This is a genomic window from Bacteroides caecicola (assembly GCF_023337095.1).
Taxonomy (GTDB): Bacteria; Bacteroidota; Bacteroidia; order Bacteroidales; family Bacteroidaceae; genus Phocaeicola; species Phocaeicola gallinarum.
Map to the genome: position 1 here is coordinate 158,875 of NZ_JAMBLM010000003.1, position 20,457 is coordinate 179,331.

The window sequence follows — 20,457 nt, forward strand, 5'->3', positions numbered from 1 at the left end:
AAAATAATAAGCATGTGGATGACGGCCGTGTGCTTGCTGGCGGCTTGTACAGTGTCTTATAAATTTAACGGTTCGTCTATCAACTATGAGAAAGTAAAAACCATTTCGTTTGAAAACTTTCCGAACCGTTCGGCGGCGTTTGTATGGGGGCCGATGGAGTCGATGTTCAACACAGCCTTGCAGGATGCTTACATGCAGCAGACGCGCTTGAAGCAGGTACGTCAGGGAGGCGATTTGGAACTGTCGGGAGAAATCACCAACTACGATGCTTATAATAAGGGTGTGGGCTCTGACGGTTATTCAACGATGGCAGAACTGCGTATGACGGTGAATGTACGCTTTGTAAACAATACCAATCACGTGGAAGACTTTGAACAATCGTTCTCGGCGAGCCGTGAATATAACGCCAGCCAGCAACTTTCTGCCGTGCAGGAGGAGTTGGTTGACCAGATGATTGACGAAATTGTGGAGCAGATTTTTAACGCCACAGTAGCAAACTGGTAGACTCATGATGCAACAGCAATTACAAGAATGGATAAAACACCCCGAACGGTTGGATAAAAACAGTTTGTATGAGTTACGTACGCTGTTGGAGCGTTATCCATATTTCCAAACGGCGTGGGTATTGTATCTGAAGAATCTGTTTCTGCTGAACGACCCGGCTTTCCGCGATGAATTACGTCGGGGGGCTTTGTTTGTTGCCGATATAGGCGTGTTGTTTTATTATCTTGAGGGAGACCGTTTCCGGCTGGAAGAACACGAACCGGTAAGTGCTGTTGCCGACGGAGCCGACCGTACACTCGACCTTATAGACCGTTTCCTTTCCGGACATTCAGACGCTGCACCGGCCGAACTTCCGGTACCCGATATGGCGGCGGTGGATTATACATCGGTGCTGATGGGCGAATCCGTCTTGCCTGCTGCGGAAGAAGCCACACCTCCTTTGCGCGGACAGGAGCTGATTGACCATTTCATAGAAAGTGCAGACGATGAACGGAACGTTTTACCCGAAGATGCCGATGCAGCCGAGCCAGAGGATGAAGATACGGAAACCGAAGAAAAAGAGCCCGAAACAGACAACGAAGAAGATTATTTCACCGAAACATTGGCTAAAATCTATGTCAAACAGCAACGATATGATAAAGCTCTGGAAATTATTAAAAAATTAAATTTGAAATATCCGAAAAAAAATACTTACTTTGCAGACCAAATGAGATTTTTAGAGAAATTGATTATTAACGCTAAATCAAAATAAAGAAAATGTACTTATTATTTGTTGTATTAATGGTGCTTGCAGCCATATTGATGTGTTTCGTCGTATTGGTGCAGAACTCGAAGGGGGGAGGTCTTTCTTCCGCATTTGCGTCTTCTAATCAGATTATGGGTGTTCGTAAGACAACCGATTTCATTGAAAAGCTGACGTGGGGATTGGCTGTTTTTATGGTGGTTATCAGTATTGCGACTTCTTACGTGATACCTCATCAGACTACCAATTCTTCTGTTATCATGGAACAGGCTATAGAAGAACAGAAAACAAATCCGTTGAATGCTCCTGCTGGTTTTGATGCTCCGCAGACCGAAACTCAGGATGCTGCTGCTACTCCGGCACCGGGCGATTCGGCTAAATAAATATATCGCGATGTTATAAACGGGCGCGGATTACAGACTTGTTATACCTAAATACGTAGGGTGGAAATCTGTAATTCGTGCCTTTGTCTTTTTTATCTGCTTTAATTCTATTTTTCTATGGGAACACCGATTCAAAAAAAAGAACGTATTTTGGCTGTCGATGCGTTGCGCGGATTTGCCGTAATGGGCATCGTGTTGCTTCATAATATCGAGCATTTTAACTTCTATTCTTTCCCTCCGCCTGCTACCGGACTGTTGGGGTGGTTTGACACTCACATTTGGGATACGCTTTTCTTCCTGTTTTCGGGTAAGGCATACGCCATTTTTGCCCTGCTGTTCGGCTTTACCTTTTATCTCCAGAGCCGCAGCTCAGAAAAGCGTGGCGAAGATTTCAAAAACCGCTATATGTGGCGGTTGCTGTTACTGTTGGGTTTCGGATTCATCAACGCCAGCTTCTTCCCCGGCGAAATTTTGGTGCTTTACGCCATTTTAGGCTTTGTGTTGGTGCCCGTCCGTCATTGGAGTAATAAGGCAGTATTCATACTCGCTTTGTTTCTGATGCTTCAGCCCTTAGAGTGGGTTAAAGTGATTTGTGCTGTGATAAATCCGGAGTTTGCTCCCAAGCAGATGATTTATTCGTTAGGAGATGTATATCCGCAGTTGGGAGGAACATCGTGGTGGGAGATGGTAAAGGCAAACTTTGTAACCGGGCAGTTGGCAAGTCTGAATTGGGCTTGGTGTTACGGGCGCGTATTCCAGACTTCATCGCTTTTTATGTTCGGAATGTTGCTGGGCCGCATGGGATATTTCAGTGCATCTGCTCCGGAAAGCTTGTCACGGTCTCGTTCGTTCTGGCGTCGCGTTCTGTACGTCAGCATCCCTTCGGCGTTTGTGATGTATTTTGTAAAAGAATTCGTTTTCTCGCAAATCGACTCGAAGTTCATTCTTGAAACCATGAAAACCATTCTTAATTCTTGGTATAATCTGTTCTTTATGTTGACGTTGGTCAGCGCGTTCTTATTGCTTTACTGGGCAAATAACGGAAAGGTGCAACGCTGGTTGGCTCCCTACGGACAAATGAGTCTTACAGATTACGTCATGCAGTCGGTGATAGGGAGTTTCCTTTATTTCGGCTACGGGCTGGCACTTCATAAGGTGTGCGGTAATACGTACAGTTTCCTGATTGGCTGTGTGTTCTTCCTCGCTCAGTTGGCTTTCGCCCATTGGTGGTTCCGTCATTACCGTCGCGGTCCGCTGGAAACCATCTGGCATAAGCTGACGTGGATGGGAAGCCGTAACAAGTAAATGTCAAGATAGATATGCCCATAAACACACGCGGATAAGAAAGTCAGAATGGCTTATTCTGAAAAGTATTTTTTATATTTGCGAAAACATAGCCTTAAAAAACACACAACGAATATGTATAAGAAAATTTTGGGAGTTTGCTGCTTCTTTGCGGCATCAATGGGGGTGTGGGCACAAGCACCCGTAGAGAAAGGATTGCAGAGCATCAGCCGTGACAAGGCGGAAGCTATCGTAGAATTTCTGGCAGATGATAATCTGCTGGGGCGTGAGGCCGGACAGCGGGAGTCGCGTATCGTGGCACGTTATTTGGTTTCGGAACTGAAAGAGGCGGGCATCCGGCCTTTGCTGGGCGACACGTATTATCAGCCATTTGAGGCGTGTGCCGTGGAACGCCAGCAGAAAGGACGTTTCCAAGTACACCCGGACTCGGTGGCACGGCTCAAGCAAGGCACATACCGCAGCCTGAAGCTGGCAAACGTGCTGGGATGGATACCCGGTGAACGTGCTGATGAGTATGTGGTTATCGGGGCACACTTCGACCATATCGGTTACGACCCCACTTTGGCCGGCGACCAGATTTATAACGGAGCAGACGATAATGCTTCAGGCGTATCGGCTGCCTTGCAGATTGCGCGGGCATTTGCTGTGTCGGGCAAGAAGCCGAAACGAAACGTCATCTTCGCTTTTTGGGACGGGGAGGAGAAAGGATTGCTGGGCTCAAAATATTTTGTGCAGTCATGTCCTTTCGTAAACCAAATCAAAGGATACCTGAACTTCGACATGATAGGGCGTAATAACAAACCGCAGCAGCCCAAACACGTGGTCTATTTCTATACCGAGTCGCATCCTGTGTTCGGTCAGTGGCTGAAAGATGCCATCGCCCGATATGATTTGAAACTGGAACCGGACTACCGGGCTTGGGACCGCCCCATAGGAGGCAGCGACAACGGGTCGTTTGCTTTGAAGGATATTCCCATCATCTGGTATCACACGGATGCCCATCCGGATTACCACCAGCCTACGGACCATGCAGAACGGATTAACTGGGAGAAACTGACAGACATCACCCGCGCGGCATTCCTGAACATGTGGAATCTGGCTAACGAGGAAACCTATTAATCTGTAATCAACTTCATAGACATTCCGGACGGATAGGAATGAACTAAAAAAAGGATGCGCCTTCATTGGAAAGACGCATCCTTTAGTGTTTTTATGACAAGATATTATGTTTATTTGTCACCACGGATAGCAGCGATACCCGGCAATACTTTACCTTCGATAGCTTCCAGCAAAGCACCACCACCGGTTGAGATGTATGATACTTGGTCTGCCATACCGAACTTGTTGATACAAGCTACTGAGTCGCCACCGCCAATCAGTGAGAATGCACCTTCCTTCGTTGCTTCAGCGATTGCTTCTGCAATGGCTTTTGAACCGCCCGTAAAGTTGTCGAATTCGAATACACCGGCAGGACCGTTCCACAAGATAGTCTTGGCACCCTTGATGGCAGCCTTAAATGCTTCGCGGCTTTCAGGACCTGCATCCAAGCCTTCCCATCCGTCAGGAATGTTGTTAGCCGGGCAAATCTGCGTGTTAGCATCGTTAGAGAAGTCATCGGCAGCTACACAGTCAGTACCCAATACCAAGTTTACACCTTTAGCTTTAGCTTTTTCGATGATTTCGAGAGCCAAGTCGAGTTTGTCTTCTTCGCAGATTGATTTACCGATTTTTCCGCCCTGAGCTTTAGCGAAAGTAAATGTCATACCGCCACACAGAATCAGGTTATCTACCTTGTCCATCAAGTTTTCGATGATACCGATTTTGGTAGAAACTTTAGAACCACCCATGATGGCAGTAAACGGACGTTTGATGTCTTTCAAAACGTTATCTACCGCTTGAACTTCTTTTTCCATCAGGTAGCCCAACATCTTGTGGTCAGCGTCGAAATAGTCAGCGATAACAGCAGTAGAAGCGTGTTTACGGTGAGCTGTACCGAAAGCATCCATTACGTAGCAGTCAGCGTAAGAAGCCAATGTTTTAGCAAATTCTTTCTGGCGTGCTTTCATTTCTTTCTTAGCGTCTTCGTAAGCAGGGTCTTCTTTTTCAATGCCTACCGGTTTGCCTTCTTCTTCCGGATAGAAACGGAGGTTTTCGAGCAGCAACACTTCGCCCGGTTTCAAAGCTGCGGCAGCTTCCTGAGCTTTAGCGCAGTCGGGAGCGAACTGAACCGGAGTACCCAATGCAGCAGCAACTGCATCTACAATTTGGCTTAAAGAATATTTCGCATTTACTTTACCTTTGGGTTTACCCATGTGTGACATGATGATAAGTGCACCGCCGTCTGCCAAAATTTTTTTCAATGTGGGCAGCGCTCCACGGATACGGGTGTCATCAGTAATTTTACCTTCTTCGTTCAAAGGTACATTGAAGTCCACACGAACGATTGCCTTTTTTCCGGCAAAGTTGAATTTGTCAATAGTCATCATAATCTTAATATTTTAAGTATGTTAAAGTGTTACATTTGTATCTCAGTTGCAGCGCAAAGTTAAGAAAAAAATGAAATGGAAGGGAAAAAGCGGGCGTTATTTTCATCGGTTTTGTTATTTTTGGTTAAAGTGAAGGCTCCTTCCCGGCAGGCTTGTAAACCGATGCAGGGCGCGCGCCTGCCCCACAGTTTCTTGTCAGCAGAATTATTTGTATCTTTGCCAATCGTTTTTCCGCTTGTTTAGTTTATAAAAATTTTTTATGTATAGCAATAAAGAAATATGGAATGTTACTTATCCTATATTTTTAGGATTGTTGGCTCAGAATGTTATTAACGTAACCGATACGGCGTTTTTAGGACACGTAAGCGAAGTGGCTCTGGGGGCTGCGGCGATGGGCGGTTTGTTATACATCTGCGTATACACCGTGGCGTTTGGTTTCAGCGTGGGGTCGCAGATTCTTATCGCCCGGCGTAACGGAGAGGGGAATTACCGTTCGGTAGGTCAGGTGATGTGGCAGGGGACGGCGTTCAGCTTTGCGATGGCGGTAGTGCTGCTTGCCGTGATGTATATGGCAGCCGAGCCTTTGATACGTTTGCTCATAACGTCGGATGCAATCTTTCACGCCACCTATGAGTTTTTTACGTGGCGTATTTGGGGATTCTTGTTTGCATTTGTAAATGTCATGTTCCGTGCGCTGTATATCGGTATCACGCAGACCAAGACGCTGACGATGAATGCCGTGGTGATGGCGCTGGTCAATGTGGTGCTCGATTATGCACTGGTGTTCGGCGAACTCGGATTCCCGGAGATGGGAATCAAGGGAGCCGCACTTGCTTCGGTGATAGCCGAGGCTTCTTCGCTGGTGTTTTTCTTGTGTTACACTTACTTCAGGGTCGATTTGAAGAAATACGGATTAAACCGTTTCGGGCGGTTCGACTGGGCGATGGTGGGGCGCATTTTGCGGATTTCCTGCTTCACGATGGTGCAATATTTTCTGGCAATGGCTATCTGGTTTGTGTTTTTTATGGCACTCGAACGGTTAGGGCAGCGCCAGCTTGCCATAGCCAACATCGTGCGGAGCGTGTACGTGGTGATGCTGATTCCGGTACAGGCCCTTTCTACTACCGCAAACACGTTGGTTAGTAACCTGATAGGTGCGGGAGGCGTTTCCCAAGTAATCAGGCTGCTTCACAAAATAGCCAAAATGTCGTTTTTGTTCATGCTGGTTTGTGTGGCGCTATGCGTCATTTTCCCCCATGCCATCCTTTCGGTTTACACGAACGAAGCCGCACTGCTTACCGAGTCGGTTTCGGCACTTTACGTGGTTTGTGTGGCAATGGTGGTGGCATCGGTGGCAAACGTGTATTTCAACGGAATTTCCGGCACGGGAAACACGCAGGCGGCATTGGTGCTTGAGGTGGGAGTGCAGGTTTTCTACGCACTTTACATCATCGTGGTAGGGATGGTTATTCAGGCTCCGGTGGATGTTTGTTTTACTACCGAACTGATTTACTATGTATTGATGCTGACATTCAGCCTCATTTATCTGAAAAAAGCAAAATGGCAGAACAAAAAGATTTGAGTGAATCGTTTTTTTTGTAATTTTGCACCTCGTTGTAAAAGAAGAAATTAAGCAAAGCAAAAGATATGTTCGACAATTTAAGTGAAAGATTAGAACGGTCGTTTAAAATATTGAAAGGTGAGGGAAAAATCACCGAAATCAATGTAGCAGAGACCTTGAAAGATGTTCGCCGCGCACTGCTGGATGCGGACGTAAACTATAAAGTGGCAAAGAGCTTTACCGATACGGTAAAAGAAAAGGCGTTGGGACAGAACGTGCTTACAGCCGTGAAACCGAGCCAGTTGATGGTAAAAATCGTACACGATGAGCTGACCAAACTGATGGGTGGAGAGACTGCCGAAATCGAACTGAAAGGACGTCCCGCAGTCATCCTGATGTCGGGTTTGCAAGGTTCGGGTAAGACCACTTTCTCAGGCAAGTTGGCGCGGATGCTGAAAACCAAGAAAAACCGTAAACCTCTTTTGGTAGCGTGCGACGTGTATCGTCCGGCAGCCATCGAACAGTTGAGGGTGTTGGGACAGCAAATCGAAGTGCCCGTTTACAGCGAACCTGAAAGCAAGAACCCCGTTCAGATTGCTCTTAACGCCATCCAAGAGGCGAAGGCGAAAGGATACGACTTGGTTATCGTCGATACGGCAGGTCGCTTGGCGGTAGACGAGCAGATGATGAACGAAATCGAAGCCATCAAAAACGCCATCAACCCCGATGAAACTTTGTTCGTGGTAGATGCCATGACAGGACAGGATGCCGTAAACACGGCACGCGAGTTTAACGAGCGTTTGGATTTCAACGGCGTAGTGCTCACGAAGTTAGACGGTGATACCCGTGGTGGTGCGGCGCTCTCTATCCGCACGGTGGTAAACAAGCCCATCAAGTTTGTGGGTACAGGTGAAAAGCTGGATGCCATCGACCAGTTCCACCCCGCTCGTATGGCAGACCGTATCCTCGGTATGGGTGATATCGTTTCGCTGGTAGAGCGTGCGCAAGAACAGTACGATGAAGAAGAAGCAAAACGCCTTCAGAAGAAAATCCAGAAGAACCAGTTCGATTTTGATGATTTCCTCGGACAGATTCAGCAAATAAAGAAGATGGGTAACCTGAAAGACTTGGCATCGATGATTCCGGGTGTGGGAAAAGCCATCAAGGACATCGATATCGACGACAATGCGTTTAAGAGCATCGAAGCGATTATCTATTCAATGACTCCCGAAGAACGCAAACGTCCGGAGATACTGAACGGTTCGCGCCGTATGCGTATCGCCAAAGGTAGCGGAACGAACATCCAAGAAGTAAACCGCCTGTTGAAGCAGTTCGACCAGACCCGTAAGATGATGAAAATGGTTACGGGTAGCAAAATGGCCGGCATGATGCAGAAAATGAAACGGAAATAAGTCCGAGCATCGGATACCGATAGAAAACGGAATCGCCCGAAGCAACCACTGCTGCTTCGGGCGATTCCGTTTATTTTTTGAAATAATGATTTACAAGTTCCACAACGTTCTTTATATTCGTAAAGTCTGTCGGATTCTGCTCTATATAAGCCTCTACTTCCGCACGTTTTTCCTTGTCAAACAGCTTTATAAATTCTTTAGTATTGCTGAAGCGTTTGGTCTTTTTACCAACTTTCAGCTCATATACCTTATCTATTTCCGTCACAATTTTATTACTCAACTGCTGCCCTCCGCTCAGGGTTGCACCTATCAGGTTGCTGTAACTGTCTACAGCTGCCGTTTGGGTTTCTCCGCCATACGAAGTAGATTTGGGAGCGTTTTTAGTCATTGCGTCATACTCCACACACAGGTAAGGATTAGCTTGAATAATCTCAACTAAAGCTCTTTCCGACATCAGGAATGTTTTCCCTTCTATCTTGATAAGGGAGAGCCCTTCCGGATATAGTTCCTTTACAAGATTCCGGTCTGCCGAATCTATGAAAAACCAATGGTTGGTCACTAAATCATAATTGACCTTCGCACTATATTGGGCTTCTTTACCTATCAGAAGTGCCTGCTTGAATCCGTTGAAAAAATACGGCGAATGAGTTGGGCGTTGGGCAGAAGCAACAAAAGCGCCCAAAGACAGCCACAGCCATACAACTGAAAGTAAATATTTACGCATATATTATGATTATTAAGTGTATTAAATCGGAAAAAGGACAATGCTCACGCACTGTCCCTTCCTGTTAAATTTATGCTAAAGCATTATGGTAGGTATGTCAAACGTATTTCATATAAGCGTCTGTATTCTTCTACACCGGCCGGTCGGTGTGTACGGTTATTTCTTACCAAATACCTACGCGGTTGAGTAAAGTCTGCGGGCATTCCCAAATCGGGTGCATCGTCTTGAGGCTCTACTGTACATGCGTCATAATCTACCAAGGTAAAATCACAAATCAACTCGTTTGGTTTAATCGGCAACTTTACGTTTTGCGACTGGTTATCCACAGGGTCTATCAATTCAAATTCACCTGAAAATTTCGATCCGTCAAATAAGAATCCTTTATTCGGTGTCGCATAAGTTGCTTCCGGTAATACGTATGAATGTAATACATACACCTTGCCGTCGGGGGCATTGGCATCGTTTTCTTCCGTCATCGTTCCGGACAGGCTGACCGTAGCGCCGGGTGCTACAACGGTTCCGTCTTCTAACGTATAATCCGCTCCCGTCTCATTGACCCATGAAATGGTTGTGCTACCCCCTACTACTACCGTATTGAGGTAATTTTCCACCCATTGCCCATAATTTACAGCCCAAATCTTGTTTTCAAACAATTCTCTCGACCTTACTGTAAAAGCACTGAGTCCCACTTCCGAATAAACACTTTCCGGGGCTTCCTCGTATGTCAGGCCTGCTTTGCAGCTGCTGAAACCTATACAGCTACCTAACATCACCAGCCCGACGCAAAGTCTGCTTAATATTGCTATTTTCATATCTTAATATTTTAATCGTTATATCTAAAGTCCGTCCATCCCGGATTTTGCTGCAACTGCGTGTAGTCACGAAGTGTGGTAATAGCAAACGGGACGAAATAGTATCTCGCGTTGTCAAATTTTCTGTCGTAGTAGGAGTAAGGCATTTCAAATGTTTCAAAATAAGGTTCGAAATATCCAGCCTCGCCCGGTTCTGCCGGGTAACCCTCTATGCCGATTTCCTCACTTTCTTTGCCCTTGCGGAATATCCACAAACCTCTTGATGGTGTATTTAATTCATCAATGGTAGTTTTCCCTTCCGCTTCACCCCAACGCAACAGGTCGAAGTAACGGAACCCCGGGCACTCAAATGCAAACTCCAAGCGGCGTTGAAGTTTCATTTCCTCCCAAAGGTCATGTCCTGCTTCACCGGCATTGAAGTTATCCAAGCCCGCGCGGTTACGTATTTGGTTGATATAACCTTCCGCATCAGTCTGGCCTAATTTGATGCCTGCCTCGGCACAGTTCAAAAGCACTTCTGCATAACGGATGTTGAAATAGCAGGTAGTACGCTGGTCTTTATTGAGTGTTCCGTCTTCATTAAAGGCATCGAAATGTGAGTACTTTCTTGAATAATAGCCGGTGATGGTTTGCGCTGAACCACGGTTGATAGGCGCACTGTTCATGTTGTCCAAGTCACGATAACCAGTATGCAATGCGCTATATTTCAACGTGTTCTGTGGGTCTGAATTGTCAATCCATGTTTGGATGATATACATTTCATTGTTTTCAGGTCCCATATAAGCTCCATCGTAAGTTACCGTTGCATAGAAACGTTTGTCACGATTTTCAAAAATCTTGCGGTAATCAGCACCTTTTCCCTCGATTTCACCATCTCCGTCCACTGTCACGCCCAATGACTGTGCCTGCGAAGTTTCCCACCAATGTTTCCATTTGCCGTCAACTTCATCCTTTTGCAGGTAACAGTCTACCAAGTCTTGAGTGGGGAACAGTCCGCTACGCATCTCCCAACCGTAACTGTGCTCTTGGGTTCCGCCATAATAGGTTCCGTCGGGCCCATTAACTGCTGTCGGGTTGAATCCTTCACGGTTCGAGCGTTGGTACATCACCGGCCAAATGGATTCTACGCTGGTGTGGGCTGTTTCGCTGATAAACAAATCCTCGTAGTCAGGTTCCAAAGAATATTTTCCGATAACGGCTTTGGCTGCGTCATACGCTATCTGATAGTAGTGTTGCGCATTCTTTTCGAACTTGAACAAACCGGCTGCATCGTCAGAATAGATACCGCTTGCGGAAGCCTCTGCTGCATTTGCCGCATACAGGGCCACACGCGACTTGAAAGCATTCACCGCATCCGCATTCACCATACCCACATCGGGGGTTCCGCCGTATGCTTGGAAATATCCTAATGACTTGTCAAGGTCGGCAAGCATATTGTCGAACAGGGTTTCACGCTTGGTCTGAGGAATATAGGTATCGTCTTCCAAAGTCAATGCTTTCTCAACGTAAGGTACCGTACCCCAGTATTTTTCCATGTCGAAATAAACCCATGCACGGAAAAAGTAAGACTCGCCAAGCAACTGGTTGCGCATTTCTTCGGTAACTGCTTCATTTTCCGGCAAGTTTTCAATCGCCAAATTAATGGAGCGTATATTTTGGTAAGCAGCACTCCACGGAGCGGTAAAACAGGTAATGCCGCTGGTTTCGTCGTAATTGCGCTTGTTGAAGTTTTCTTGCCGGTATGTATTCCAATCCTGCTCATAGTTCCCCTGACAGTTGTCAGACCATTGTTCCGATTGGAAACTTTGTCCTGAAGCGGAAGGGGCAAACGTATAAAAATTGTTTACATACGAGCGTATCAACTGGGAGTTTTGCCAAAAGCGTTCTTCGTCTACTGTCGTAGTTGGCTCGATTCCAAGCGGATCACAGGCTGTAGTACCTCCCATCAAGGTAGCAAACAGCAGTCCGCCGAATATATATTTGCTTATATTCTGTTTCATATAAAATATACTTTATAGAGTAATGGTAAGACCGAAAGTATATGAACGCTGGGTAGGATAGCTTCCCAAAGTTCCTACATTTTCTGAATCATAGATTGAAGAACCGGTGGTAATGTATTCCGGATCTTGAAGACCTTTCAGCGGATAAGACTTCTTGGTCCATGTAAATGCGTTGGTCACCACAAAGCTAAGCTCAAATCCTTGTATAACATTCACGTTTTTCAGCAGGTGGCGCTTCATGTCGTAGCGGAGGCTGATGTTTTTCAGTTTCAGGTAAGACGCATCAAACGCCCAACGGTCTATCAAGTTATAGCCCCATCCGTTACCTTCTCCAACCGGAATCGGAAGAGCGGCATCCGTGTCGGGGTTGCTCGGAGTATATGCGTTTTGGAATCCGTATTGTCCGTAGTTCCACATCCAGCTCTGCTGGCAGCGGAACGGAGAAGGCATCGCACCGGTTACCTGACTTGCTCCTTGGAAGAAAACTTCAAAGTCGAAGCCGTTCCAGTCTGCTCCCAAAGTGACACCATACTGGGTGAGAGGCACAGATCCTCCTACCTCAAGGCAGTAATAATCGTTTACTTGGCCATCGCCGTTGATATCCACCGTCTTCACCGTACCCAATGTTTGGTTTCGTGTGCTGTGAAGCATGGAGTTATACATCTCATTCCAATTTCCGAACAAACCGTCGGTTTTGAGGGCAAAGCCATAAACGCCGTTCATATAACGCTTTCCGACAGTGTCCCATACGTCATAATACCAGTCAGAATAGGTATCGGTGTGGCGTGTGGTGATTTCGTCCCAATGAGAAAGCGTCAAGCCGACGCGGTAACCTACTTTGCCGATACGGTCTTGCCAGTTTACCTGAATTTCAAAACCGCCTTTGCGGCTGGTCACATAAGGCGCATTGATCTGCGGCACGTTCGGCATACCCAAGATGTCTGAACGAATCATGTCATCGGTCATGTTCATGGCTTCTCCTTTGTTCAAATAAAGGAAAGTATCGAAGCTACCGGTCAGGCGGTCATTGAATAATCCGAAGTCAAGACCGAGGCCCATCTGCTTACTGCTGGTCCAAGACAAATCGCTGGCTACTTTGCCTACATACCACCCAACGTTTGAAGCCATGTTGGAACCGAACAACAGGCGTGTACCGTTTTGCGTATAACTGGTCAGATAAGAGAACGGGTCGCCTACTTCCTCACCAACCAAACCGAAACCTCCACGGAGTTTCAACATGCTGATGATTTTCGGGTTGATGGCTCTTTTGAACCATCCTTCTTCGCTCATGACCCAACCGAGAGACACTGCTTGGAAATATCCCCAACGCTTATCCGGGCTGTAACTCAACGAACCATTATAGTTTCCACTGTATTGGAACAGGTATTTGTTGTCATAGTCGTAGGTCGCACGGAAGATATATGAAGCCGAACCCCAGTCTTCCGCAGTTCCGCCCATTGAATCCATGGATGCACCTAAATTAATCTGGGGTGCCAATGTGGTAGGATAACCGTATTTCTGTACATAATCCTCGTTGGTGCGGCGAATTTGGCTTTGGTAGTTGGCCATCAAACCGACATTGTGCTTGCCGAAAGAGCGGTTATAATCGATTTGGAAAATACCGGTCAACAGCTTATAGTTATGCCAATACTCATACAGTTTGGCATTGTTCTGATTGTATGACGAAGTTGCAGTAGATGCCGGATTGTCATAAACGCCTTCCTCATCATGACTGAATTTCTTGGTACGGTCATAAGAAGTAGTGAAGTTCACACTGGCGCTTGCCGACAAGCCTTCTACCCACGGAATGTCCCATTTCAATGCTGCGTTCATTTGGAAACGGTAAGCCTCGGTGTTGTTGAATCCGTTATTCAACAGTGAATTAGGCGAACCTTTTTTAGGCAATCCCGTACTCCATATTTCCGGTCTTCTGGGCATATTGTCTCCGTACATTGCATCGGTGAATACCGTACTTGAAGCCGGTTGTTTTCTGTTGGTGGTATTTCCGTTCAAATTAAATGTGAACTTCAAACTCTTATCTTCCAACAGGTAAGCATCCGTGTTCAATACGAAGTTAATTTGCTCATAATCGTACGTATCGCTGATACCCTGTTGGTTCAGGTAGCCCAAACTGGAATAATATTTGATACGTTCACCACCACCTCTTAAACTCAAGTTGGTTTGGTACATCGGCTGCACATGGTCGAACATCTCCCACGGGTCGTAAGTAGAATAATAGTCTTGGATGTTTCCGCCCTGAGTGGCAAACGGGTCGAACAAGTCGTTAATCTCGTTCATCGTGTAGTTCATGTTGTACCTTTCGTTTACCATATTCATGATGCTGGTGCGGTCATATCCTTTCTGCCACAAGTCACCCATGTAGTATTTCGACATTTCTGTGTTGTTGAAAGCAGGAGTTTCATTGTAACTTGCCAAATAAATCCTGTTAAGTTCCTGTGCATAGTCGTATACGCTCATGCCTTTCGCACGGTATGAGGGGGTCATGGCAGAAATTTTTTGGTTGAACGTGATGGTCGGTGCCCCGTCCGTACCGCGCTTGGTAGCGATTACAACTACACCGTTCTTAGCGCGTGGGCCGTAAACCGCCGTGGCTGCCGCATCTTTCAACACAGACATTGAAGCAATATCATCCGGACGCAGACGGCTGAAGAACTCATTACCTTGTTCTGTTTCCATAACCACGTCATCTATTACATAAAGGATATCGCTACCACCACGGACCCAGATTCGTATGTTTTCACCCGGAGCTCCCGAAGGCTGCTGGGTAATCACACCGGCTACACGACCTCCCAAACCTTCGGCTATGGAAGTAACAGGTAGTTTTGCCAACTGTTCTACTTTTACTACAGAAGCAGAAGCGGTCATGGTCTTTGCTTTCTGTACGCCACCATAACCGGTAACCACTACTTCGTCAAGCATTTGTTCGTCTTCCCGCAGCACTACTTTAAGCGGCGTACCGTTATAAGTTTCTTCTACTGTCTGATAACCAATAAAAGAAATCTGGATAACAGCACCTTTTTTCACACCGGGAAGTACAAACTTACCATCCATATCGGTAAGAGTTCCATTGGTCGTTCCCTTAACCACTACGGACGCGCCGACTACCGTCTCACCTGTTTCGTCTGTCACGGTACCTGTACACTGGGAATCTTGCTGGATGCTTTCCGCAGCATTCACGTCAGGTACAGAGGCAGCACAGACTATCCCGCCCGGGACGGCTCCCCAAAGAGCCAACAGCATGCTTACTGACTTGAATTTCTTTAGCATAGATAATAAAATTAAAAAATAACAAACTCGGATTCAATCATCTGCAATCTTTCTCCAGAACCATATAATTAGCTTCTTTAATCAACCGGGTATCTCTTGAATAGAAAAAGGAATCTCAAATAACGCAACAGAATGGCTGTCTGGGCATGATTTTCAGTAAATATTCAAATCCCGAATACATCAAAGGAAGATTAAATCTGATTTATTAAAATAGGTTCAAAAAAGCACTTCTTTTGATGTAAACCTTTATTAACACGATGCAAATATAAGAAAAATTCCAATATATTCAATAAACAATAAAAAAATTTCTAAAAAAACTGTTGTTTAATTATATCCGAAGATATCTTTTACAATTTGATTAAGGAAGGCAGAGATTCCGTTTCCCTGTTGCCACTCGCCAGATGCAGGCTATCTGACGAAGAGCAGAAGTGAACATGGCCAAAAATCGCTCAAGTCACGCACGAGAAATTCAAAACAGTTTCTTTTATTTCTGAAAAATGTTAGCGGTTGCACCGGTTGACACTACGAATAGAAATGGTAAGTTCATCCGCATGAGACGAATGACACTAACGGTAGCGTTTTCAGCGTATGAGGGCGCAGATTTTTTATGATTCCATAGGGTGGGGAAGATGTACGACAAGCTCTAAGTGATGTGGAAATAAAAAACATCGCCCGAAGCGAACTCTCTGCTTCGGGCGATGCTCTTCTATGCAATAATTAAAAAGCGTAGTTATTCGAAAAGGCTTCTGAATTTCTTGAATATCTTTTCTTTCAGGCTGAGATTGGGTTGGAAGTTTTCAGCCTCCTGCCACTTTTCGAGCAGCTGGCGTTCTTCCTTCGTAAGCGTTTCGGGGATATATACGCTGACGTTTACCAGCAAATCGCCCGTGCCCGTGCTGTATCCGTACCGGTTGATGTTCGGCAAACCTTTGCCCCGCAAACGAAGCACCTTGCCCGGTTGCGTTCCCGGTTCAATCTTTATCTTAGCCTTCCCGTCGATGGTGGGGATTTCTACCGTACCGCCCAATGCAGCCGTCGGCACACTCAGCAGCAGGTTATAAATCAAGTCGCTCTCGTCGCGAATCAGTTCGGGATGTTTTTCCTCTTCGATGAGTACCAGCAAGTCGCCCGGCACACCGTTGTGCTTTCCGGCATTACCTTTGCCGTTGATGGTAACCTGCATTCCTTCTGCCACACCAGCCGGAATCTTCGCCGTAACCACTTCTTCGCCGTAAACCACGCCTTCGCCGCTACATTCCTTACATTTATTCTTGATGATTTTACCTTCTCCGTTACATTGCGGACACACCGTTTGCGTCTGCATCATGCCGAAAATGCTTTGCTGCGTGCGTGTAACGCTTCCTGTTCCGTGACAGGTAGGACACGTCTCTACGCCTCCGTTACCTTCAGCCCCTGTTCCGTGGCAGTGAGGACATTCCACATACTTCTTTACCTTGAATTTCTTCTCCACTCCCGTAGAGATTTCTTTCAAGCTCAGCTTTACCTTCACACGCAGGTCTGCGCCACGGAATTTGCGTTGGTGCGTCTGGGCGCTTCCTCCTCCAAACCCGCCGAATCCGCCGTGTCCGCCAAAGATATCGCCGAACATTGAGAAGATGTCATCCATTGACATGCCTCCGCTGCCGAATCCGCCGAATCCGCCTCCTGCTGCTCCGTCTACTCCGGCGTGTCCGAACTGGTCGTAGCGGGCGCGTTTGTCCGGATTGCTCAAAACCTCGTAGGCTTCTGCCGCTTCTTTGAACTTCTCTTCCGCTTCCTTGTCGCCCGGATTTTTGTCAGGATGATATTGTATCGCTTTTTTTCTGTATGCCTTTTTTATTTCGTCTGCCGATGCCGACTTGCTTACGCCTAATACTTCGTAGTAATCTCTTTTCGCCATTTTTTATAGAAGAATTAAAAAAAAGATGGAGAACCGGGGAAAGAAGATTTTCCTTTTCCCGATTCTTCATCTTTTACTGATTTTTATTGTGCCACAACAACTTTTGCGTGGCGGATTACTTTATCATTAAGTTTATATCCCGTTTGTACACAGTCTAACACCTTGCCTTTTTGTTCTTCGGCAGAAGCAGGTACAAGGGCTACGGCTTCATGATAATCCGTGTCGAAGTTTTCGCCTATGGGATTCATTTTCTCCAATCCTTCCTGAGTCAGGTTTTTCAGGAATTTTTGGTAGATCAAGTCAATACCTTCATGGATAGCTTTCAGATCGTCTGTTTTCTGCATGTTTTCCAGCGCGCGTTCCAAGTCGTCCAGTATCGGGAGGATAGCCGAGATAGCCTTTTCACCTCCGTTTTTAATCAATTCCGCTTTTTCTTTTAAGGTACGCTTGCGGTAATTGTCAAATTCGGCAGACAAGCGCAGGTATTTGTCTTTTTGTTCTTCAATGATGTTTTTAGCTTCTTCAAGCTCCTTAGTCAACGTTTCTTCCGGAGTCAGTTCGGCTTGTTCCTCTTCGTTCGGTTGAGGTTCAGCTTGCGTTTCCCGATTTTCGGCGGCAGCTTCAGCTTCTTTTTCTTTTAATATTTCCTCGTTTTCCGAAGTCTGATTTTTTTTCATATCCATAGTTATATTCGTTTGATTATTTCTGTAATATTTATATGGGGCTAATAGCAAATAGTGTGCCTGAGCGGTCGTTTGTATGAGAACGGCTGCAAAAATAGTGAAAAAATGTCAGACTGACAGCGTAGAGTTGGCAAATTCCTTATGTCGGTGTGTATTATTTACAAATCTTTTTGCAAGGTAAATACAAATTCCAGTCCGCCCGACGGTGCGTTTTTGGCAAAGATGGTTCCTCCGTGGAAAAGCACGGCGTTTTTAACGATGGCAAGTCCCAGCCCCGTGCCTCCCAGTTTGCGCGAGCGTCCCTTGTCTACCCGGTAGAACCGTTCGAACAGGCGGTTAAGATGTTCTTCAGGTACTCCGATGCCTGTGTCGGAAAAACTGAAATAATAGAATTTCTCGTCTTCGCGGAAACAGTTGATAGTAACCTGTACGCCTACTCCCGCGTATGCGATGGCATTGTCGGTCAAGTTGCGGAAAATAGAGTACAGCAACGAGCTGCTTCCGGTCAGGATAAGGTCGTGGGGCATGAGGTTGACCACGCGCATCTGTTTTTCCTCCAGTCCCAAAGCCACTTCGTTTAAGATGTTTTCTACGATGCGGCTTAGGTTTACCGTTTCTTTTTCTACCATTCCGGGAGCCTCATCCATACGGGTCAGTACCGAGATGTCGCGCAGCAACAGGGTGAGCCTGTTACTCTGTGCATAGCTTCGTTCGAGGAATGTGCGCATATTTTCCGGTGAGATGTTCGGATTGCTGATGATGGTTTCCAAGTATCCCTGAATACTGCTGACGGGAGTTTTCAGCTCGTGGGCTACGTTTTGGGTAAGTTGCCGTTTCAGTCGGGCACGTTCTTCCTCTTGCGTTACGTCGTTGATGGATATTTCGAACGAAAGGTCTTGGAAGATGATACACTCCAGAACGAACGAACGGGCATTCTTGTCGATGTGCATCGACAGTCGTTTCTCTTCTTTGCTGTAATTTCCCTCGTTCTTGGTCAGGAAATCGGTAATCGGCTTCAGATCCGGTATCAGGAAGATAGAATCTGACGAGCTGAGATTGCGGTCGGAAATGTTGTTGATGTACTGTACGAAAAGATTGTTCACCAGAATCTCTTTCCGCTCTTTGGTGAATACACCCAATCCCTCGTGCGACGTCTGTAAGTGTGAAATCAGCTTTTCACGCTCAATGTACAGAGCTTCTTTGGCCCGGTGCAGACGCTTATATATTTTTATGATGTGTTGTGATATTTCTCCCAGTTCGTTTTTCGGGAAAGTGTCTAAAATGGCAAGGTCGATAGGCTCGTTGCGATCGGCCTTCATTGCAAACTGTTGCAGTTTGGAGATAGACATCCCTAACTTGCGTGTAAACTGATAAAACACGCCTATCAGAATCAGGCTGATGAAAAGGGCAAACCATAAGAAAGAAGAATCGGCTTTCAGATGTTCGCTCAGGCTGAGGTTGTATGGCAATGCTGAGCGGATAATCAGCCGGAAAGGAGGATAGTAACGTGCGGAGTAGAAATATTCTTCGCCCTCAATGCTTTCCGAGTTACGTCCGATGGAATACCCGCTGCCATACATCAGTGCTTCTTGTACTTCCTTGCGTGTGGAATGATCTTCAAAGTTTTTCCAGTCTTTTCGTATATTGTCATAAATAACCTTCCCCGACGGCGTAATGAGGGTAACGCGCAGGTTGGGCATCATGTGGGTTGCCACATAATTTTGCATGGAGTCGATATCCAGTTCGCCCCGGTCGGTAATGAAATTGCCAAGCTGGTTGTTGTAGCTTTGCAACTGGATGTTCAGCAATTCGCTTTTGTAGGCTTTTTCGCGTTGATACTGAAACGCGATGAAGCAGATGGCAAAAACGAGGAAAAGGATAAGGACAGAAAGAAACAGCCTCTGGCTGAACGAGAGGATACGATAAGAAAGTTTAGTCATAATAAAGTTTCAGGATAGTTTATTCACATTCAAAGCAATAACCATAACCTAACCGCGTAACGATGCACTGTCCGTATTCGCCGATTTTTTTGCGCAGGCGGGTAATGTTGACATCAATGGTGCGGTCGAGTACATACACTTCATCGTGCCATACACGGGCGAGAATGTCTTCGCGCGAGAACACCCGTCCCTGATTCTGGAGTAAGAAAAGCAGGATTTCGAACTCCTTTTTAGTCAGCGCCACTTCTTCATCGTCGATGGTTACTTTCTTTTTGGGAATATCAATAACCAGCCCTTTGTAGGTCAGTTTTTCAGCATTTTCGTTCGGCGTACTGCTTGTTCTTCTCAGTACGGCCTTCACACGCAGGATAACTTCGCGGAGTGAGAACGGCTTCGAGATGTAATCGTCTGCTCCGAGGTTAAATCCCGTAATCGTATCGTTTTCCGTATCTTTTGCCGTGATGAAAATAATGGGAATGTCTGCCGTTTCCTTGTTTTTCTTCATCATGCTTGCCATTTTGAATCCGGATATTTCGCCCATCATTACGTCAAGTAACAACAAGTCGTAGTTGGTGAGTTTCAGTTTGAGAGCATCTTCGGCAGAGGTAGCAGTGTCTACCTGATAGCCTTCCATCTCAAGATTAAACTTCAGTATTTCGCAGAGGTCTTCTTCGTCGTCAACTACTAATATTCTGTAATCGTTCATATTGTATCCGC

General features: G+C 46.1%; 17 protein-coding genes. 8 read left to right on the plus strand and 9 right to left on the minus strand.

The window, feature by feature from the left end:
- Window positions 1–12 precede the first annotated feature (12 nt).
- The 5 genes from lptE to M3085_RS03985 all read left to right on the plus strand — a co-directional run bounded on the left by lptE (window position 13) and on the right by M3085_RS03985 (window position 4,053).
- The gene (gene lptE, locus M3085_RS03965; protein ID WP_410554213.1) at window positions 13–504 is read left to right on the plus strand and encodes an LPS assembly lipoprotein LptE; all 492 of its coding nucleotides are present in this window, start codon (window positions 13–15) and stop codon (window positions 502–504) included.
- Window positions 505–508: 4 nt separating this feature from the next.
- A complete protein-coding gene (locus M3085_RS03970; protein WP_178256931.1) occupies window positions 509–1,255 on the plus strand; it encodes a tetratricopeptide repeat protein in 747 nt (248 codons plus the stop codon).
- Between the two features lie 5 nt (window positions 1,256–1,260).
- Window positions 1,261–1,629: a preprotein translocase subunit SecG gene (gene secG, locus M3085_RS03975; protein WP_178256932.1), complete on the plus strand. Its 369-nt coding sequence runs from the start codon at window positions 1,261–1,263 to the stop codon at window positions 1,627–1,629.
- Window positions 1,630–1,746: 117 nt separating this feature from the next.
- Window positions 1,747–2,934 carry a DUF418 domain-containing protein gene (locus M3085_RS03980; RefSeq protein ID WP_249052349.1) on the plus strand — a complete coding sequence of 396 codons (1,188 nt, stop codon included), beginning with the start codon at window positions 1,747–1,749 and terminating at the stop codon, window positions 2,932–2,934.
- 114 nt (window positions 2,935–3,048) lie between these two features.
- Window positions 3,049–4,053, plus strand: a complete 1,005-nt coding sequence (locus M3085_RS03985; RefSeq protein WP_191709627.1) for a M20/M25/M40 family metallo-hydrolase — start codon at window positions 3,049–3,051, stop codon at window positions 4,051–4,053.
- A gap of 110 nt (window positions 4,054–4,163) precedes the next feature.
- On the opposite strand, the gene M3085_RS03990 is transcribed toward M3085_RS03985, so the two are convergent.
- Window positions 4,164–5,420 carry a phosphoglycerate kinase gene (locus tag M3085_RS03990; protein ID WP_178256935.1) on the minus strand — a complete coding sequence of 419 codons (1,257 nt, stop codon included), beginning with the start codon at window positions 5,418–5,420 and terminating at the stop codon, window positions 4,164–4,166.
- Window positions 5,421–5,495: 75 nt separating this feature from the next.
- Between M3085_RS03990 and M3085_RS03995 the strand changes: the two genes are divergently transcribed.
- From M3085_RS03995 to ffh, 3 genes are all read left to right on the plus strand, one after another.
- Complete coding sequence (locus M3085_RS03995; RefSeq protein WP_204499868.1) at window positions 5,496–5,663, plus strand: hypothetical protein; 168 nt, start codon at window positions 5,496–5,498, stop codon at window positions 5,661–5,663.
- A 16-nt stretch (window positions 5,664–5,679) separates the two neighbouring features.
- Window positions 5,680–7,002, plus strand: a complete 1,323-nt coding sequence (locus M3085_RS04000) for an MATE family efflux transporter (protein WP_178256936.1) — start codon at window positions 5,680–5,682, stop codon at window positions 7,000–7,002.
- A 65-nt stretch (window positions 7,003–7,067) separates the two neighbouring features.
- Window positions 7,068–8,393 (plus strand): signal recognition particle protein, encoded by a 1,326-nt coding sequence (ffh, locus tag M3085_RS04005; RefSeq protein WP_178256937.1) that lies wholly within the window; start codon window positions 7,068–7,070, stop codon window positions 8,391–8,393.
- A gap of 70 nt (window positions 8,394–8,463) precedes the next feature.
- Here ffh and M3085_RS04010 read toward each other — a convergent pair whose 3' ends face one another.
- The 8 genes from M3085_RS04010 to M3085_RS04045 all read right to left on the minus strand — a co-directional run bounded on the left by M3085_RS04010 (window position 8,464) and on the right by M3085_RS04045 (window position 20,446).
- Window positions 8,464–9,117, minus strand: coding sequence for a hypothetical protein (locus tag M3085_RS04010; protein WP_249052350.1), 654 nt, complete (start codon window positions 9,115–9,117; stop codon window positions 8,464–8,466).
- An 83-nt stretch (window positions 9,118–9,200) separates the two neighbouring features.
- The gene (locus M3085_RS04015; RefSeq protein WP_249052351.1) at window positions 9,201–9,929 is read right to left on the minus strand and encodes a hypothetical protein; all 729 of its coding nucleotides are present in this window, start codon (window positions 9,927–9,929) and stop codon (window positions 9,201–9,203) included.
- Window positions 9,930–9,940: 11 nt separating this feature from the next.
- The gene (locus M3085_RS04020) at window positions 9,941–11,929 is read right to left on the minus strand and encodes a RagB/SusD family nutrient uptake outer membrane protein (protein ID WP_249052352.1); all 1,989 of its coding nucleotides are present in this window, start codon (window positions 11,927–11,929) and stop codon (window positions 9,941–9,943) included.
- Window positions 11,930–11,941: 12 nt separating this feature from the next.
- The gene (locus M3085_RS04025) at window positions 11,942–15,217 is read right to left on the minus strand and encodes a SusC/RagA family TonB-linked outer membrane protein (protein ID WP_249052353.1); all 3,276 of its coding nucleotides are present in this window, start codon (window positions 15,215–15,217) and stop codon (window positions 11,942–11,944) included.
- 730 nt (window positions 15,218–15,947) lie between these two features.
- Window positions 15,948–17,117 (minus strand): molecular chaperone DnaJ, encoded by a 1,170-nt coding sequence (dnaJ, locus tag M3085_RS04030; RefSeq protein WP_204499866.1) that lies wholly within the window; start codon window positions 17,115–17,117, stop codon window positions 15,948–15,950.
- An 83-nt stretch (window positions 17,118–17,200) separates the two neighbouring features.
- Window positions 17,201–17,800, minus strand: a complete 600-nt coding sequence (locus M3085_RS04035) for a nucleotide exchange factor GrpE (RefSeq protein ID WP_225230869.1) — start codon at window positions 17,798–17,800, stop codon at window positions 17,201–17,203.
- A 158-nt stretch (window positions 17,801–17,958) separates the two neighbouring features.
- The gene (locus M3085_RS04040; protein WP_178256940.1) at window positions 17,959–19,740 is read right to left on the minus strand and encodes an ATP-binding protein; all 1,782 of its coding nucleotides are present in this window, start codon (window positions 19,738–19,740) and stop codon (window positions 17,959–17,961) included.
- A 19-nt stretch (window positions 19,741–19,759) separates the two neighbouring features.
- A complete protein-coding gene (locus tag M3085_RS04045; protein WP_178256941.1) occupies window positions 19,760–20,446 on the minus strand; it encodes a response regulator transcription factor in 687 nt (228 codons plus the stop codon).
- Window positions 20,447–20,457: the final 11 nt, after the last annotated feature.